Annotated in this window: 14 protein-coding genes; 11 read left to right on the forward strand and 3 right to left on the reverse strand. The window is 70.9% G+C overall.

All coding sequences use genetic code 11. The features are described 5' to 3' along the window. Window positions 1-17 precede the first annotated feature (17 nt). Genes ACIQPT_RS23085 through ACIQPT_RS23095 form a run of 3 tightly spaced genes read left to right on the forward strand, consistent with a single transcriptional unit; the run spans window position 18 to window position 3,231 of the window. A complete protein-coding gene (locus ACIQPT_RS23085; RefSeq protein ID WP_401157970.1) occupies window positions 18-1,244 on the forward strand; it encodes a cytidylyltransferase domain-containing protein in 1,227 nt (408 codons plus the stop codon). A gap of 12 nt (window positions 1,245-1,256) precedes the next feature. Then, window positions 1,257-2,189 (forward strand): N-acetylneuraminate synthase family protein, encoded by a 933-nt coding sequence (locus tag ACIQPT_RS23090; RefSeq protein WP_401157972.1) that lies wholly within the window; start codon window positions 1,257-1,259, stop codon window positions 2,187-2,189. A 10-nt stretch (window positions 2,190-2,199) separates the two neighbouring features. Then, a complete protein-coding gene (locus ACIQPT_RS23095; protein ID WP_401157974.1) occupies window positions 2,200-3,231 on the forward strand; it encodes a hypothetical protein in 1,032 nt (343 codons plus the stop codon). A gap of 22 nt (window positions 3,232-3,253) precedes the next feature. Here the strand turns inward: ACIQPT_RS23095 and ACIQPT_RS23100 are convergent, their stop codons facing one another. Continuing rightward, complete coding sequence (locus ACIQPT_RS23100) at window positions 3,254-4,000, reverse strand: hypothetical protein (protein ID WP_401157976.1); 747 nt, start codon at window positions 3,998-4,000, stop codon at window positions 3,254-3,256. A 299-nt stretch (window positions 4,001-4,299) separates the two neighbouring features. Here ACIQPT_RS23100 and ACIQPT_RS23105 point away from each other — a divergent pair, with 299 nt between their 5' ends. From ACIQPT_RS23105 to ACIQPT_RS23135, 7 genes are all read left to right on the forward strand, one after another. Beyond that, complete coding sequence (locus ACIQPT_RS23105; protein ID WP_401158213.1) at window positions 4,300-5,535, forward strand: amidohydrolase; 1,236 nt, start codon at window positions 4,300-4,302, stop codon at window positions 5,533-5,535. Window positions 5,536-5,709: 174 nt separating this feature from the next. Beyond that, a complete protein-coding gene (locus ACIQPT_RS23110) occupies window positions 5,710-6,756 on the forward strand; it encodes a BMP family protein (protein WP_401157978.1) in 1,047 nt (348 codons plus the stop codon). Between the two features lie 313 nt (window positions 6,757-7,069). Further along, window positions 7,070-8,653, forward strand: a complete 1,584-nt coding sequence (locus ACIQPT_RS23115; protein ID WP_401158215.1) for an ABC transporter ATP-binding protein — start codon at window positions 7,070-7,072, stop codon at window positions 8,651-8,653. Next, window positions 8,650-9,768, forward strand: coding sequence for an ABC transporter permease (locus tag ACIQPT_RS23120; RefSeq protein ID WP_401157980.1), 1,119 nt, complete (start codon window positions 8,650-8,652; stop codon window positions 9,766-9,768). The genes ACIQPT_RS23115 and ACIQPT_RS23120 overlap by 4 nt, the downstream gene beginning before the upstream one ends. Beyond that, window positions 9,765-11,030 (forward strand): ABC transporter permease, encoded by a 1,266-nt coding sequence (locus ACIQPT_RS23125; protein ID WP_401157982.1) that lies wholly within the window; start codon window positions 9,765-9,767, stop codon window positions 11,028-11,030. Before ACIQPT_RS23120 ends, ACIQPT_RS23125 begins: the two co-directional genes overlap by 4 nt. After that, entirely contained in the window at window positions 11,027-11,443 is a 417-nt protein-coding gene (locus ACIQPT_RS23130; RefSeq protein WP_401157984.1) for a cytidine deaminase, read from the forward strand. The genes ACIQPT_RS23125 and ACIQPT_RS23130 overlap by 4 nt, the downstream gene beginning before the upstream one ends. Before the next feature lie 118 nt (window positions 11,444-11,561). Beyond that, entirely contained in the window at window positions 11,562-12,839 is a 1,278-nt protein-coding gene (locus ACIQPT_RS23135; protein WP_401157985.1) for a thymidine phosphorylase, read from the forward strand. Between the two features lie 92 nt (window positions 12,840-12,931). Here ACIQPT_RS23135 and ACIQPT_RS23140 read toward each other — a convergent pair whose 3' ends face one another. Next, window positions 12,932-16,240 (reverse strand): S8 family peptidase, encoded by a 3,309-nt coding sequence (locus ACIQPT_RS23140; protein ID WP_401158217.1) that lies wholly within the window; start codon window positions 16,238-16,240, stop codon window positions 12,932-12,934. Window positions 16,241-16,499: 259 nt separating this feature from the next. On the opposite strand from ACIQPT_RS23140, the gene ACIQPT_RS23145 reads away from it, so the two are divergent. Beyond that, complete coding sequence (locus ACIQPT_RS23145; RefSeq protein WP_401157986.1) at window positions 16,500-16,874, forward strand: STAS domain-containing protein; 375 nt, start codon at window positions 16,500-16,502, stop codon at window positions 16,872-16,874. A gap of 57 nt (window positions 16,875-16,931) precedes the next feature. Here the strand turns inward: ACIQPT_RS23145 and ACIQPT_RS23150 are convergent, their stop codons facing one another. Beyond that, window positions 16,932-17,960: a sigma-70 family RNA polymerase sigma factor gene (locus ACIQPT_RS23150; protein ID WP_401157988.1), complete on the reverse strand. Its 1,029-nt coding sequence runs from the start codon at window positions 17,958-17,960 to the stop codon at window positions 16,932-16,934. Window positions 17,961-18,004 lie beyond the last annotated feature (44 nt).

The raw sequence follows: 18,004 nt of genomic DNA on the forward strand, positions 1-18,004 counted from the left end.
CTACTTCAGGAGCTTCGATGACCCCGACCGTCCTCGCCGTGATCCCCGCCCGCGGCGGATCCAAGGGCGTCCCCGCCAAGAACCTCGCCGAGGTCGGCGGCATCCCCCTGGTCGCCCGGGCCGTCCGCGCCGCACTCGGTGCCCCCGAGGTCACCGGCGTCGTCGTCACCACCGACGACGGGGCGATCGCCGAGGCCGCCCGGAGCGCCGCCGCCGACCTCCAGGCGGCCCACCGGCTGCACTGCGTCGAGCGCCCCGCCGCCATCGCGGGCGACACGGCGACCAGCGAAGCGGCCGTGCTGCACGCCATGGACGTCTACGAGGCCGAGCGCGCCCGGAGCGTCGACGTGGTCCTCCTCGTCCAGTGCACCAGCCCGTTCGTCTCCCGCGAGGACATCGACGGGGTGGCCAGGGCGGTCGCCCACGAGGGCGCGGACACGGCCGTGACGGTCGCCCCGTTCCACGGCTTCGTCTGGCGCGACGGGCACGCGGTCGAGGAAGGAACGTACGGCGTCAACCACGACAAGTCCGTACGCCCCCGCCGCCAGGACCGCCCCCAGGACCACCTGGAGACCGGCGCGGCCTACGCGATGGACGCGGCGGGCTTCCGCACCCACCGGCACCGCTTCTTCGGCCACACCGCCCTGGTCCCCACCGACCCGGCGCGGGTGCTGGAGATCGACGACCCGCACGACCTGGCCCGGGCCCGCGCGCTGGCCCCGCTCCTGGACCCCTCCCCGCTGCCCTCCCTCGCGGACGTGGACGCGGTCGTCCTGGACTTCGACGGCACCCAGACCGACGACCGGGTCATGATCGACTCCGAGGGCCGCGAGACGGTCGCCGTCCACCGGGGCGACGGACTCGGGATCGCCGCGCTGCGCAAGGCGGGGGTCCCCCTCCTGATCCTCTCCACCGAGCAGAACCCGGTCGTCGCCGCCCGGGCCCGGAAGCTCCGGATCCCCGTCCTGCACGGCATCGACCGCAAGGACGAGGCGCTGAAGCGGTGGTGCGAAGAGCACTCCATCGCACCCGACCGGGTCCTCTACGTCGGCAACGACGTCAACGACCTTCCCTGTTTCTCGCTCGCCGGCTGGCCCGTCGCCGTCGCGAGCGCCCACGACTCGGTACGCGCCGCGGCGCGCGCCGTCACGACCACCGCCGGGGGCCACGGCGCCATCCGCGAGATCGCGGCCTGGCTGCTGGGCCCCACCCTCACCACCACCCCTGCTGTCCCCACCAAGTAAGGAAGCACCACCATGAGCACCTCCCGCCTGCGCACCTTCGGCACCCGTACCGCCGGCCCCGGCAACCCCGTCTACATCACGGGCGAGATCGGCATCAACCACAACGGCGACCTCGACAACGCCATCGCGCTGATCGACGCGGCCGCCGAAGCCGGCTGCGACGCCGTCAAGTTCCAGAAGCGCACCCCGGAGATCTGCACCCCGCGCGACCAGTGGGACATCGAGCGCGACACCCCCTGGGGCCGGATGACGTACATCGACTACCGCCACCGCGTCGAGTTCGGCGAGGCCGAGTACCAGGCCATCTCCGAGCACTGCGCCAAGCGCGGCATCGACTGGTTCGCCTCCCCGTGGGACACCGAGGCCGTCGCCTTCCTGGAGAAGTTCGACGTCCCCGCCCACAAGGTGGCCTCCGCGTCCCTCACCGACGACGAGCTGCTGCGCGCCCTGCGCGCCACCGGCCGCACGGTGATCCTCTCCACCGGCATGTCGACCCCGAAGCAGATCCGCCACGCGGTCGAGGTCCTGGGCAGCGACAACATCCTGCTCTGCCACGCCACCTCCACGTACCCGGCGAAGGCCGAGGAGCTGAACCTCCGGGTCATCAACACCCTCCAGCAGGAGTACCCGAACGTCCCGATCGGCTACTCCGGCCACGAGACCGGCCTGCAGACCACCCTCGCCGCCGTCGCGCTCGGCGCCACGTTCGTCGAGCGCCACATCACCCTGGACCGCGCCATGTGGGGCTCCGACCAGGCCGCCTCCGTCGAGCCGCAGGGCCTGACCCGCCTGGTCCGCGACATCCGCACCATCGAGCAGTCGCTCGGCGACGGCGTCAAGAAGGTGTACGAGTCCGAGCTCGGCCCGATGAAGAAGCTCCGCCGCGTCGCGGGCGTCATCGCCGAGACCGAGAACGCGCCGGCCCCCGAGCCGGTCGCGGTCTGAGCGCCGACCGGTGAACCTCGCCTTCGTCGAGAGCCCGGTCCAGCTCCTGAACGTCCTGGAGTGGGTTCACACCCAGGGGGGAGACGATCCGGCCGCCACCACGGTCGTCGTCCTCCCCCCGGTCGACCCGATGTCGCGCGGTCAGCTGCGCCGGATGGCGGAGCTGGCCCGCGACGAGGGCATCGCCGTCCGCTGGCAGGAGGCGCGCGGGGAGTCCGGCGCGCCCCTGAAGGCCCTGCGCGCCCTGGCCGGACTGGTCCGGCGCGCGGACCACATAGTGATCGGCGACCCGTTCTCCCGTTACGTCCAGCTCCTGCTGACCCTGGTCCGCGCCGACCACCTCACCGTGGTCGACGACGGGACGGCCACCATGGAGTTCGTCGCCCAACTGGCCCGGGGCGAGCGGCTGACCCGCTGGCACCGCCGGGGCCGCACCGGACCGCGCGAACTGGTCCTGGCCCCGGTCACCGCCACGGCCCGCCGCCGCTTCACCCCGACGGCGCACCACACGGTCCAGGTGTTCACCGCGATGCCGGTCGAGGCTCCGCCCGGCATCACGGTCACCCCGAACACCTTCGCCTGGACCCGCGCCCGCTTCGGCCCGCCGAGCATCGGCAAGGGCGCGGACCTGGTCGGCACCTCCCTGGTCGAGACGGGCGTCGTCGACCCCGTCCCGTACCAGGAAGCGGTCACCGCCCTGGCCCGCACCCACGGAGCCACCCGCTACTTCGCCCACCGCCGCGAGTCCGCCGAAAAACTCCACGCCCTGGAAGCCGCCACCGGCCTGGAGATCGTCCGCCCGGACCTCCCCCTGGAACTGATCGCCCGCCGCGGCCCCATCGGCCGCACGATCGTCAGCTTCCCGTCCACGGTCGTCCACACCCTCCCGCTGGCCCTGGCCGGCACGGGCGTGAACGTCGCGGTCTGCGACATCGCCCCGGAATGGCTCCGCGCCACGGCCTCACCCCGTGCGCAGGGCTTCCTGAGCGGGGTCACGGAGACGGCGCGGGGGGTGCAGCGACTGTCGTCGGTGGCGACCTGAGGGCCGGGGCGTGTCCGGCGGATCAGTTCGCGTAGAAGAGGTACTCCCTGGTGTCCGAGGGGTTGCCCGCCGCGTCCAGGCTCTGGACGTACAGCACGTGCGGCCCCCTGAACGGCGGTGTGATGGTCACCTCCGCCGCTCCTCCCGGCGGGACGGACCCTTCGTGTCGGGTCGGGTCGAAGGAGGAGTACCAGAGGTAGGAGACGACGTCCTCGACGCCGTTCGCGCCCAGGGTGAAGATGCCGGGGGTACCGGCGTCCCCGGTGTCCGCCGGCCATCCGGCGTCCCCGTCGGGGAACTCCACGGACGAGACCGTCGGCGGCAGGTCCGGCCGTACGCGGTCCACGGAGAAGACGCAGAAGGCGGTCCAGGCGGAGGCGGCTCCTGCGGAGTCCGTGGCCCGGACCCGCCAGCGGTAGTCGCCCGACGGCAGGTCGATCCCGTGGGCGGTGGCGGTGCCGCCCGTCATCGCGCTCACCGAGACGTCGGTGACCGGGTCCGTGCCGTCACCGTCGAACACCTGGAACCGCGCGGTGAGGCTGACCGAGTCGGCGTCCTCCACCCCGGCCATGAGCGTGACCGGGGTATTGCCGATGGTGCCGCCGGCGCAGTCGGTCGCGGGGGACGTGGCCAGACGGTCCGGTATCTCCGGAGGCGTGTTCGCGGGAGCGGCGCGCACGGCCGACGCGGTGTCCCCGCCACCCTTCGCCGTGGCCGCGGCGGGTGAGGCCAGGGCCGCGACGGCGGCGAGCGAGGCGGCCGCGGCCACCAGGACCGGACCGCGGCGGAACGTTCTTCGTCTCTCAGGGGCAGAATTCGGCGAACTGTTCACGGGACTCCTCACAGAAGATCCAGTACTTCTTCGCGATCCTATGAGGGCTCCCGTCGTGGCGTCCCGGGTCTTTCCCACCAGGGCGCGGACCCCGGTGCGGAAGACGAACGGGTATACCCGCAACCACCCAGCGTCACACGTCCTCACAGGAAATTTGTTCGCCTGAGCGGCTGAAGTTTTGTTGATCTGTGGCCAGTTGAGGGGGCAAGGGGCCTACGCTTCATAAGGTGAACCAGTTGAAGTCCCGCGCCTCCCGCCCCCACAACCCGGCCGGCCAGCCCGGGGGAGGTGCGCTGCCCGGCAGGCTCTCCGACGAACTGCGTGCCGAGCTGATCGCCTTCCGCCGCGACCTGCACATGCACCCCGAGCTCGGCAACCAGGAGTTCCGCACCACCGCCGCCATCAAGGACCGGCTGGAGAAGGCCGGGCTGAAGCCGCAGGTGCTCGCCGTCGGGACCGGGCTCATGTGTGACGTGGGGGAGTGGGACGGCGTGACGCCCATGCTGGCGTTGCGGGCGGACATCGACGCGCTGCCGATCCCGGACACCAAGGCGGGCGTGCCCTACCGGTCCACCGTGCCCGACCGGGCGCACGCCTGCGGGCACGACGTGCACACCACCACCGTGCTCGGGGCGGGCCTCGTGCTCGCCGGGCTCGACCGGCAGGGGCTGCTGCCCCACGCCGTGCGGCTGATCTTCCAGCCCGCCGAGGAGGTCCTCCCCGGCGGCGCGGTCGACGCGATCGAGTCCGGGGTGCTGGAGGGCGTCGGGCGGATCATCGGCGTGCACTGCGACCCGAAGGTGGATGTCGGGCGGATCGGGCTGCGGATCGGGGCCATCACCTCGGCCTGCGACCGGCTGGAGATCACGCTCGACGGACCCGGCGGGCACACCGCCCGGCCGCATCTGACCACCGACCTGGTCACCGCCGCCGCCCGGATCGCCGTCGACGTGCCCGCGCTGCTGGCCCGCCGGGTCGACGCCCGCTCCGGGCTCGCGCTGACCTGGGGCCGGCTGGAGACCGGGCACGCCCCCAACGTCATCCCGCAACACGCCGAGCTGTCCGGCACCGTCCGCTGCCTGAATCTGGACGCCTGGCGCGAGGCCCCCGACCTGGTGCACGCCGCCGTGGACGAGGTGGCCGGAATGCACCGGGCCAAGACCGTCATCAACTACGTACGCGGTGTGCCGCCCGTGGTGAACGACGCCGAGTCCATCGGCCTGCTGGACGCCGCGATGACCGAGCGCCGCGGATCGTATGCGATCGAGGACACCGAGCAGAGCCTGGGCGGCGAGGACTTCTCCTGGTACCTGGAGCAGGTGCCCGGCGCGATGGCCCGGCTCGGCGTCCGGACCCCGGGCGACACGCGCGGGCTCGACCTGCACCGCGGCAACTTCGACGTGGACGAAGAGGCCATCACCGTGGGAGTCGAGCTGTTCACCGCCTCGGCGCTGCTCGACGGGAACCGTTAGCGGAGCGTTGACACACTCTTCGTAGGCCGTTCGTGGACCTGCGGGCCGCCTTCTGTTCACGACGATCCGATAACGGCTTCCGTACGTGCTCTTATCTGACATCTACGCGCGTTACGATCGCCGCGAAACCAGCGCCGGAAGAGGCGCTTCGGTCAGGTTTGAAGGAGCCTTCCCTTGCGCCGGATCACCAGGATCACCACCGTGGGCATTGCGTCCGCGGCGCTTGCCCTCAGCGTCACCTCGTGTGGCGACAGCTCGTCGGACTCCGGGTCCGGATCGGGCGGCGACAAGGCCGCCATCGCCTACGACATCGGCGGCCGCGGCGACCAGTCGTTCAACGACGCCGCCTACGCCGGTCTCGCCAAGGCGGAGAAGGAACTCGACGTCTCCGGCAGCGAGGCCGAGCCCTCCGACGGTGAGGGCGACGCGGACAAGGTCCAGCGCCTCACCGAGCTCGCCCGCTCCGGCAACAACCCGGTGATCGGCGTCGGCTTCGCCTACGCGCCCGCCATCAAGAAGGTCGCGCCGAAGTTCCCGAAGACCACCTTCGGCATCATCGACGACGCCTCGGTGACCGGCGACAACATCGCCAACATCGTCTTCAACGAGGAGCAGGGCTCCTACCTCGCGGGCGTCGCCGCCGCCAAGGTCACCAAGACCAAGACGGTCGGCTTCATCGGCGGTGTCGAGACCCCGCTGATCAAGAAGTTCGAGGCCGGCTTCATCCAGGGCGTCAAGGACACCGACGCCTCGGTCAACGTCCTTCCGCAGTACCTGACGCAGCCGCCGGACTTCGGTGGCTTCTCCAAGCCCGACCTCGGCAAGGCCGCCGCCCAGGGCCAGCTCGACAAGAAGGCCGACGTGATCTACTCGGCCGCCGGTCTGGCCGGTTCCGGTGCCATCGAGGCCGTCTCGAAGGCCGGCAAGTGGAACATCGGCGTCGACTCCGACCAGTACAAGCAGAAGGGCCTCGCGGCCTACAAGGAGTCCATCCTGACCTCGGTCACCAAGGACGTCGAGGACTCGGTGTTCAACCTGATCAAGTCGGTCCAGGACGACAAGCCGGAGACCGGTGAGATCCGCTACGGCCTGGACGAGGACGGCGTCGGCCTGTCGATGTCCAACCCGGCCTTCACCAAGATGACCGAGGTCATCGAGGCCGTGGACAAGGCCAAGCAGGAGATCATCGACGGCAAGATCACCGTCAAGACCGCTCCGTAAGCAGTCTGTCTCTTCCTGTACTTCCTGCCGAACGGCTGGTTTCCCCAGGCCCTGTCCGTCCCCCGCGCCGCACTCCGGCCGGCGGACGGACGGGGCCGCGGGTCCATCCCCGCCCGACGGCCGGGCCTCCCGCAGCACCCTTCGAAGAAGATCCGCCTCTCGCAGTGCTCTCCCACCCGGTCCGGACCGCGCGTCCGGACCGTGACGTGCACCTGTGTTTCACGATTCGGCAGCGCTACGCGTGTAGACAGCCCTCCGGCGCGATAACTTCACCCCCGCCACCCAGAGCCCCCCAGCCCCTCCGCCCCCGCTCCTGTCCGGCCAAGGAGAGTGCGTCATCAACGCGTCCAGCAGTCCCCCTGCCGTAGAACTGCACGGCATCACCAAGCGCTTCCCCGGCGTCGTCGCCAACCACGACATCGACATCACCATCGGCAAGGGCACGGTCCACGCGCTCGTCGGTGAGAACGGTGCCGGCAAGTCGACCCTGATGAAGATCCTCTACGGCATGCAGAAGCCGGACGAGGGCACCATCGCGATCGACGGCGAGCAGGTCTCGTTCGCCAACCCGGGCGACGCCATCGAGCGCGGCATCGGCATGGTGCACCAGCACTTCATGCTCGCCGACAACTTCACCGTCCTGGAGAACGTCGTCCTCGGCGGCGAGAAGCTGTACGGCATCGGCTCCGGCGCCCGGAAGAAGATCAAGGAGATCTCCGACGCGTACGGCCTGGGCATCCGGCCCGACGCGCTCGTGGAGGACCTCGGGGTCGCCGACCGGCAGCGCGTGGAGATCCTCAAGGTCCTCTACCGGGGCGCCCGCATCCTGATCCTGGACGAGCCGACCGCGGTCCTCGTGCCGCAGGAGGTCGACGCGCTCTTCGCCAACCTGCGCGAGCTCAAGGCCGAGGGACTGACCGTCATCTTCATCTCGCACAAGCTGGGCGAGGTGCTCTCGGTCGCCGACGACATCACGGTGATCCGCCGCGGTACGACGGTCGGCACCGCCGACCCGGCCTCCACCACGACCAAGCAGCTCGCCGAACTGATGGTCGGCAGCGAGCTGCCCTCGCCGGAGACCCGCGAGTCCACCGTCACCGACGTGCCGATGCTGCGGGTCCAGGACCTGAAGCTCACCGTCACCGACCCCGACGGCACCGTCCGCGACGTGCTCGCCGGCATCGACTTCACCATCCACCAGGGCGAGGTCCTGGGGATCGCCGGAGTCGAGGGCAACGGCCAGACCGAGCTCATCGAGGCCCTCATGGGCATGCGCGACCCGGACGCCGGAGTGATCACGCTCGGCACGGACGACATCTCGCACGCACCGACCCGCAAGCGGCGCGAGGCCGGCATCGGCTACATCCCCGAGGACCGCCACCGCCACGGCGTCCTGCTGAACGCCCCGCTGTGGGAGAACCGCATCCTCGGCCACGTCACCGAGAAGCCCAACAGCCGCGGCTGGCTGCTGGACAACGGCGCGGCCCGCACCGACACCGAGCGGATCGTCCGCGAGTACGACGTGCGCACCCCCGGCATCGAGGTCACCGCCGCCTCCCTCTCCGGCGGCAACCAGCAGAAGCTGATCGTCGGCCGCGAGATGAGCCACGCGCCCAAGTTCCTGATCGCCGCCCACCCCACCCGTGGTGTGGACGTCGGCGCGCAGGCCCAGATCTGGGACCAGATCCGCGAGGCCCGCCGCGAAGGGCTCGCCGTCCTGCTGATCTCGGCCGACCTGGACGAGCTGATCGGGCTCTCCGACACCCTGCGCGTCATGTACCGCGGCCGACTGGTCGCCGACGCCGACCCGGCCACCATCACCCCGGAGGAACTGGGCTCGGCCATGACCGGCGCCGCCACCGGTCACCTCGAAAGCCCGGAGGACGAGGCCCGATGAAGAAATTCGACAAGGACCGGCTGATCCTGGGCTTCGCCGGCCCGGCGCTCGCCCTGGTCGTCGCCATCGCGCTGACGACCGTGGTGCTGCTCGCCTCCGGACAGAACCCCTTCGAGCCGTACCGGATCATGTTCGAGTCGGCCAGCTACGCCGACGTACAGGTCCTGATCATCAACCAGGCCGGCACGTACTACCTCGCCGCACTCGCGGTGGCCGTCGGCTTCCGGATGAACCTCTTCAACATCGGCGTCGACGGGCAGTACCGCCTCGCCGCCATGATGGCCGCGCTGGTCGGCGCGAGCGTCAACCTGCCAGGGCCGCTGCACATCGCGCTGATCGTGATCGTCGCGATGCTCGTGGGCGCGTTCTGGTCCGGCATCGCGGGCTTCCTCAAGACCACCCGCGGGGTGAGCGAGGTCGTCTCGACGATCATGCTCAACTCGATCGCCACCGCGCTGGTCGCCTGGCTGATCCTGCCGAAGAACTTCGGCGAGCAGCCGGTCGGCTCCAACAACCTGACCACCGGTGAGATCCCGGAGTCCGGCTGGTTCCCGGGGCTGCCGATGGGCGACCAGGCCGGAGAGATCTACGGCTTCACCTTCGTCGCCGCCGGCTGCGGTCTCCTGTACTGGTTCGTGCTGAACCGCACCCGGTTCGGCTTCGACCTGCGCGCCACCGGCGCCAGCGAGAGCGCCGCCCAGGCCTCCGGTGTGGACGCCAAGAAGATGATCCTCACCTCGATGCTGATCTCCGGCGCGGTCGCGGGCCTGGCCGGCATGCCGACGCTGCTCGGCGACACCCACACGTACAGCCTCGACTTCCCCACGGGCATCGGCTTCACCGGCATCACCATCGCGCTGCTGGGCCGGAACAACCCGCTCGGCATCGCCCTCAGCGCCCTGCTGATCGCGTTCCTGGACAAGTCCTCCGCCTCCCTCGACCAGTACGGGTACGAGAAGGAGATCGCCACGATCATGCAGGGCCTGATCGTGATCTCGGTCGTCGTCTCCTACGAGCTGGTCCGCCGTTACGGCATCCGCCGCCAGCAGCAGAAGGTCGGCGAGGAGCTCGCCGCCGGACACGCCCTCACGACCGAGAAGGAGGCGGCCCTGTGAGCACCAGCAAAACCATCGCCGCACGCCCCGCCCCCAAGAAGGGCAACGGCCGCCGCAAGCTCACCCTGCCCGTCGTCCTGCTGATCATCGCGGCCGCGCTCGCCCTGGTCTCGCTGGTCCGCCTGATCAGCGGCGCCGAGGACATCACCTCGGTCGGCCAGGTCGCCGGCGCCCTGGAACTCGCCGTGCCGATCGGCCTCGCCGGACTCGGCGGCCTGTGGGCCGAGCGCGCGGGCGTCATCAACATCGGCCTCGAAGGCATGATGATCCTCGGCACCTGGTTCGGCGCCTGGGCCGGGTTCCAGTGGGGCCCGTGGATGGGTGTCCTCTTCGGCATCCTCGGCGGCTGCATCGGCGGTCTGCTGCACGCGATCATCACCGTCACCTTCGGCGTGAACCACATCGTCTCCGGTGTGGCCATCAACATCCTCGCCGTCGGCGTCACCCGCTACCTCTCCAACTTCGCCTTCGACGGCATCCAGGGAGGCTCCTCCAAGCAGTCCCCGCGGATCGATCCGATCGACAAGATCACCATCCCGGGGCTCTCGGACTGGCTCCAGGACCTCCAGCAACACCACTGGTTCCTGATCTCCGACATCGCGGGCATCGTCGGCGGCCTGGTCACCGGCCTGTCCCTGCTCACCGTCGTCGCCCTGCTGCTGATCCCCGCCACCTGGTGGATCCTGTGGCGCACCCCGTTCGGGCTGCGGCTGCGCTCCTGCGGCGAGAGCCCGGTGGCCGCCGAGACCCTCGGCGTCAACGTGTACAAGTACAAGTACATCGCCGTCACCATCTCCGGCGGTCTGGCGGGCCTCGGCGGCGCGTTCCTCGCGATCGTCGCCACCGGCATCTACCAGGAGGGCCAGACCGGCGGCCGCGGCTACATCGGCCTCGCCGCCATGATCTTCGGCAACTGGATGCCGGGCGGCATGGCCCTGGGCGCCGGGCTCTTCGGCTTCACCGACAGCCTCAAGCTGCGCGGCGGCGCGGAGAACGTCCACGCGATGCTGCTCCTGCTGGCGATCCTGCTGGTCATCGCGGTGTTCTGGCAGCTGTACAAGAAGAAGTACATCTCCGCGGTGATCGCGGCGGCCGTCTCGGCGCTGCTGTTCACCTGGTACTTCCTGACCGACCAGGTGCCGAGCCAGTTCGTCGACGCCGCTCCGTACGTCACCACGCTGCTGGTCCTCTCGCTCTCCGCGCAACGGCTGCGGATGCCCAAGGCCAACGGTGTGCCGTACCGCAAGGGCGAGGGCAAGTGACCCCGCCGCCCGCCGCCGTGCCGTTCGGCGAGGCCGACTGGGAGGCCCTGCGGGTCGCGGCCCGGGACGCCATGTCCCGGGCGTACGCCCCCTACTCGGGCTTCCCGGTCGGTGTCGCCGCCCGCGTGGACGACGGCCGCACGATCACCGGCTGCAATGTGGAGAACGCCAGTTACGGCCTCTCCCTCTGCGCCGAATGCGGTCTGGTCTCCACGCTCCAGGCCACCGGCGGCGGTCGGCTGACCCACTTCACCTGCGTGGACGGCACCGGGGCGATCCTGGTGCCGTGCGGCAGGTGCCGGCAGCTCCTGTACGAGTTCGGCGGCCCGGAACTCCTCCTGGAGACGCCCGACGGGCGGCGCACGCTCGACGAGATGCTGCCCCAGTCGTTCGGCCCGCAGCACCTCGGCTGACCCCCGTACCTCCCGGCCGTGGCCCTTCCCCTTTCGCGGAAGGGCCACGGCTCTTTCCTCTCTATGCGCGTAGAGTCACTTCGGACTCTTGCGTACGTACCCGGCCGGAAGGATTCCCATGGACGCCATCTCCGTCATCCGCACCAAGCGGGACCGAGGCGAACTGACCCCCGAGCAGATCGACTGGGTCATCGACGCGTACACCCGCGGCGAGGTCGCCGACGAGCAGATGTCCGCCCTCGCCATGGCGATCCTGCTCAACGGGATGAACCGCACCGAGATCGCCCGCTGGACCGCCGCGATGATCGCCTCCGGCGAGCGGATGAACTTCGACGCGCTGTCCCGCCCCACCACCGACAAGCACTCCACCGGCGGCGTCGGCGACAAGATCACCCTGCCGCTCGCCCCGCTGGTCGCCGCCTGCGGCGCGGCCGTGCCGCAGCTCAGCGGCCGGGGCCTCGGCCACACCGGCGGCACCCTGGACAAGCTGGAGTCCATCCCCGGCTGGCGGGCCCACCTCTCCAACGCGGAGATGCTCAACGTCCTCGACACCACCGGCGCGGTCATCTGCGCCGCCGGTGACGGACTCGCCCCCGCCGACAAGAAGCTGTACGCGCTGCGCGATGTCACCGGCACCGTCGAGGCGATCCCGCTGATCGCCAGCTCGATCATGTCCAAGAAGATCGCCGAGGGCACCGGGGCGCTCGTCCTGGACGTCAAGGTCGGCTCCGGCGCCTTCATGAAGACCATCGAGGACGCCCGCGAACTGGCCTCCACGATGGTCGCGCTCGGCACCGACAGCGGCGTGCGCACGGTCGCGCTGCTCACCGACATGTCGACCCCGCTCGGCCTCACCGCGGGCAACGCGCTGGAGGTCCGCGAATCGGTCGAGGTGCTGGCCGGCGGCGGCCCGCAGGACGTCATCGACCTGACCCTCGCCCTCGCCCGCGAGATGCTGGACGCGGCGGGCCTCAAGGACGCCGACCCGGAGAAGGCGCTCGCCGACGGCTCCGCGATGGACGTCTGGCGCCGGATGATCTCCGCCCAGGGCGGCGACCCGGACGCCACCCTCCCGACCGCCCGCGAGCAGCACGTGGTGACCGCGCGCTCCTCCGGCGTCCTCACCCGCCTGGACGCGTACGACGTCGGCGTCGCCGCCTGGCGCCTCGGCGCGGGCCGCGCCCGCAAGGAGGACCCGGTGCAGGCGGGCGCGGGCGTCGAACTGCACGCCAAGCCCGGCGACACCGTCACCGAGGGCCAGCCCCTGATGACGCTGCACACGGACACCCCGGAGAAGTTCGACTACGCCCTCAAGGCGCTGCCCGAGGCGTACGACATCGCCCCGGCCGGCACGTCGTTCGCACCGCTGCCGGTGGTGCGGGAACGTATCGCGTAACGGCACGGGAAACACACGAGCGGCCCGCCGCACGGAGAGGATCCGTGCGGCGGGCCGCCGTCGTGCGAGGGTGAACTACTCGCTGTGCCCGGTCACTTGCCCAGGTACGCGTGGTAGATCTTCACCGACGAGGTGTTGCCCTTCTTGTCGGTGACCTTGGCGGAGAAGGAGATCGCCTTACCCTTGGCCGGGTTCTTGACGGTGATCTTGCCCTTCTTGACCGTGACCTTCTTCCAGGTCTTGCCGCCGTTGTAACTGACGTACGTCTTCAGCGACTTCAGGTTCTTGCCCGCGGCCGCGCCCTGCACCTTCACCGGGACCGAGACGGTCTTGCCCGCCTTGACCCGGCCGTCGGCGCCCACGGCCGGGGTGAACCGGACGGTGGAGATGGGCTCCATCCTGAACTCGGTCTTCTTCGAGCGGAACGTCCAGGCCGCGTCCACCCGGGTGGAGAGCGGGTTGACCTTCGCGCTGTGCTTGACCGTGGTCGTCAGCCTGTAGTCGGCCGCGCCCGCCGGAACCCGGAAGGACTCGCCGCCGGTCACCGGGTCGCCGTTCTGGCCGAGCTTCTTGCCGTTGCGGTAGAGGACCGTCTTGGCCGAGGTGAATGCGATCCCGCCCGGGTTGCCCCGGCCGTCCGCCAGCAGCGGGAGGGAGCCGGTGATCTCGTTGCCCTCACGGGCGATGCCGTAGTTCTTGTTGACCAGCGGCCCGAATACCCCGGTGTTCACGGTCTTGGCGTACGTCTTGCCCGCCTTGTACCTGGCCTCCTCGGCGACCTCGTAGTTGGCCTCGTACGTCGGCCAGCCGTCCGCGTCGACCGGGCCCAGCTGGTTGAAGTCGAAGCCCCACTCCACCTTGTCCGCGGTGGAGAGATACAGCGTGCGGGTGCCGGGGAGCTTCTGCTCGACCGAGGTGGCCCAGCCGCCGCCCTGGGAAGGCAGGAAGGGCCAGGCGGTGACCTCGCCCTTCTTCTTCGGCGCGGCCGAGCCCATGGCGATCTTCACCTTGGCCAGCTGCGCGGTGGTGAACTTCCGGCTGTAACCGGTGGCGAGCTGCTTGACGTAGCCGCCGACCGCGATGTCGTACTCCGTCGACGCGCCCTTGGTCCAGGTGCCCGACCAGTGCTGGGCGAGCGAACCGTCGGTGATCTTCGGGCCGACGTGGAGCGTGCGGATACCGGCCGGCGACTCCATCAGCCAGCCGAAGGTGACCGCGTCGTTCGCCGACTCCACCGAGTAGTCCGGGGAGAACAGCACGCTCTTCGCCTTGGCGTCCGGCAGCGCGATCTTCACCGGCTTCGCCAGGCGGGCGTCGAACGTCAGCGAGGTGTTCTTGGTGACCGCGACCTTGGGCCGGGAGATCCAGTCGGCGCCCTTGGTGACGTCGTCCGGGTCCTTGTACACCGTGGAGTTGACCACGTACGTGCCCTTGGGCACCCGGATCTTCGCCGTGCCGTCGACCACCTGCGGGTCCAGGAACGGGAAGCCGGACTCGACGCCGAAGCGGAAGAGCGTGCTGTCCACGTAGGCGGCCGGACGGCCGTCCCGCCCGAGGTGCTTGACGGTGACGTCGTAGCTCTCCACCTCACGCTCGACCGCGGCGGCCGTGCGCACGGTCTGCCCGCCGCCGGTGGCCACCAGATACGCGGAGTACGTGCCGTCGACCGTGCCACCGAGCCGGGTGTCGGCGGTCAGCGTGACCTCCGCCGTGCCGCCCGCCGGGACGGTCACCTTGTCCGCGCCGAGCGTGAAGAAGCCGGCCGGAGCGGGCTTGCCCTTCGGGCCGGTGCCCGTCGCCTTCAGATCGAGGGTGGCGTCGCTCGTGCCGAGGTTGCGGTACGTGACCTTCTCGGTGACCGGCTGGTCGTCGGTGTGCGGCCACTGCTGCACCCCGAAGCTCACCGAGACCGGGTCGGCGACGACGGTCTGGGCGATCGCCCGGTCCACCGCGATCCGGCCGGAGCCCTGCTGGAACGGGTTGTACGCACCGGGCTTCGTGGACGCGGTCAGCGCACCCTTCAGCTCCGTGTACGCCCAGTCGGGGTGCTGCTGCTTGAGCAGGGCGGCCGCGCCCGCGACATGCGGGGTGGCCATCGACGTACCCGAGATCGTCGCGTAACCGGCGGGCTTCTCGCCCACCTCCCGCGCGATCAGCGAGCCGGGCGGGATGGCCGCCGTGGTGTCCACGCCGGGGGCCGTCACATCCGGCTTGATCGCACCGTCACCGATGCGCGGGCCCCGGCTGGAGAAGTCCGCCAGCTTGTCCTTGTCGTCGACCGCGCCCACGGTCAGCGCGGCGTTCGCGCTGCCCGGTGAGCCGACCGTGCCCGCGCCGTCGCCCTCGTTGCCCGCGGCGATGGCGAACAGCACGCCCTTCTCGGCCGACAGCTTGTCGACCGCCGCCTCCAGCGGGTCCACCTCCGGGGTGTCGGGCCCGCCGAGGCTCAGGTTGACGATGTCGGCGCCCTGGGCGACCGCCCACTCCATTCCGGCCAGGATGCCGGAGTCCTCGCCGTACCCGTCGTCGTCGAGCACCTTGCCCGAGAGCAGCTTGGCGTCCGGGGCCACGCCCTTGAACTTCCCGCCCGACTTGGCGCCGGTGCCCGCCGCGATCGACGCGACGTGCGTGCCGTGGCCGACCCGGTCCTCGGTGTCCTTGGCGTCGCTGAAGTTCTTCTCGGCGAGGATCTGGCCCTTGAGGTCCGGGTGGGTGGCGTCCGTCCCGGTGTCCAGGACCGCGATCGTGACGCCCTTCCCGGTGAACCCGGCCTTCCAGGCCGCCGGGGCGCCGATCTGCGGGACGCTCTTGTCGAGGCTCGCCCGGCGCACCCCGTCCAGCCAGACCCGGTCGATGCCGGCCGCGGTGGTGACCCGCTCACCGTCCGTGCCCCGGTCGGTGAGCGCCTTCCAGATGTCCGGCGCGTCGGCGGTCGGCGTGGTCACCGACTCGGCGTTCAGCGAGGTGAGGCTCCGGCCGACCTCGGTGGAGCCCGCGTCGCGGACCTGCGCCTTCGCGGCCGCGGCCTGCTTGCCCCGGTAGCCGACGATCAGCTTCAGACCGTCCCGCTGGGCCCGCAGGTTCTCCGGGCGGCTCAGCTCGGTGACGTCGAACAGCCGCCGGTCGAGCTTGCCGGAGGCGATCAGCCGATGGGCGTCGGCCGGGACGACGAGCGTGTGCCCCTTGCCGCTCATCCGCTGGACCGGGATCTTCTCCCGGCCCTTCGCGGGCCGGAAGGCGACCGGCGTGCCCTGGGCGTCGACGGTGACCCGGTCACCGGTGACGAGCGTCAGATGGCGCAACTCCCGGTCCTGGCCCTGGCCCTGTTCCTGGCCTTGGCCCAGGGCCCGGGCGCCGGACGCCCCCCTCGGATCCGGCTGGGCGACGGCGGTCTGGGTCATGCCCGCCGCCAGCGCCACGGCCACGGCCGCGGCGACCGCGGGTATGTACGCGCTTCTCACGTGTCTGCGCAACTCTCCCCCTCGAGAACTCGATGGATCCTCAACCCGCCGGTCCGCAGAGACGCAGGAATGACGGCTGCGGCCGTCGGTTCACCGAACTAGAGGGAAAGCTGGGGGGATTGGTTCACAGCGGCTGCACAGAAAGTCCGCAGTTGACGGAAAACGGCCCCTCCGCGGCGGCTTTCGCGCGGAAGGGCCGATGAATTTCGCCCGCCGGTCCGGTCTGCCTGGTGTGGATGCCGAAAATCCGATCGCCCTGACCGTGACCGGCCGGGTCAGCCGTGCCGTCGTACCCGAACTCTGCGCCGAGCTGGAGCGTGCTCTGGCCCGCACCGGCGGGGCCGCCCCCGCCCCGGGCGCGGCGGTGGACTGCGATGTGGGCGGGGTGATCCGGCCGGATCTGACCCTCGTCGAAGCGGTGGCCCGGCTGGGACTCGTCGCCCGCCGGTCCGGACGCACCCTGCGGCTGTGCCGCGTACCGCCGGAACTCCGGGCGCTGCTGGACCTGGTGGGGCTGGCCGATGTGGTGACCCTGGAGGAGGGCCCGGAGGAACGGGTGCCGGACCCGCGCTGACGTACGGGTCCGGCGCGTGCCGGACCCGTACGGGCGCGTGCGTACGGCCGACGGCGGCTACGCGTCGGCCGGGAGCCGGTCCGGCAGGCCGAACAGCGGGAACCAGCGCGGGACGTCCAGGAAGCAGTGCATCCCGGTGATCGCCCCGTCCTGTACGTCGATGACCTGGACCGCCCACGGCACGAACCCGTCCCCGTCCTCGGCGGGCTTGTAGTGCGCGAACGCGGGGGAGCCGTTGGCCGAGACGGGCACCAGCTTGGAGCCCGCGCAGGCAGCGCCGATGGAGGTCATGAAGCCGGTGATGTCCCCGGTGCCCCGCAGCCACAGGTCGAACGGCGGCATCGTCATCACCGCGTCCTCGTGGAGCAGCGCGGTGAGGGCGGCCATGTCATAGCCCTCGAACGCCTTCACATAGCGCTCCAGAAGCTTCTGCTGCTCCTCGTCGAGCGGGTCCGCCGCGTCGCCCGGCCGGCTCTCCGTCTCGGTCAGCGTGGCGCGGGCCCGCTGCAGGGCGCTGTTGACCGAGGCGACGGAGGTCTCCAGCAGCTCGGCGACCTCCGCGGCCTTCCAGGCGAGCACCTCGCGCAGGATCAGCACCGCGCGCTGCTTGGGCGGCAGGTGCTGGAGGGCGGCGACGAACGCCAGGCGCACCGACTCGCGCGCCACGGCCGCCTCCGCCGGGTCCTGGACGGAGGGCAGGATCCGGCCGTCGGGCATCGGCTCCAGCCAGACGTTCTCCGGGCGGGGGCTCAGCGCGGCCTGGGCGAGCGGGGTCGGGCCGGTCAGATCGACCGGGCGGGCCCGCTTGTTGCCCGCGTTCAGCATGTCCAGGCAGACGTTGGTGGCGATCCGGTAGAGCCAGGAGCGCAGCGAGGAGCGGCCCTCGAACTTGTCGAAGTTGCGCCAGGCCCGGACCAGGGTGTCCTGCACCGCGTCCTCGGCCTCGAAGGCCGAGCCGAGCATCCGGTAGCAGTAGCCGGTCAGCTCGATCCGGTGCCCTTCGAGACGGCTGTCGATCGGGGTCGCATCGGCCTCCCCGGCGCCCGCCGCCGCACCCGCGTCCGTCGTCGTGGTCAGATCGCTCATCGCTCCACCCCTGTCGCGCGCAGCCGCGCTGTGGCATCCGTCAC

It is taken from the genome of Streptomyces sp. NPDC091289 (assembly GCF_044757365.1).
Classification (GTDB): domain Bacteria; phylum Actinomycetota; class Actinomycetes; order Streptomycetales; family Streptomycetaceae; genus Streptomyces.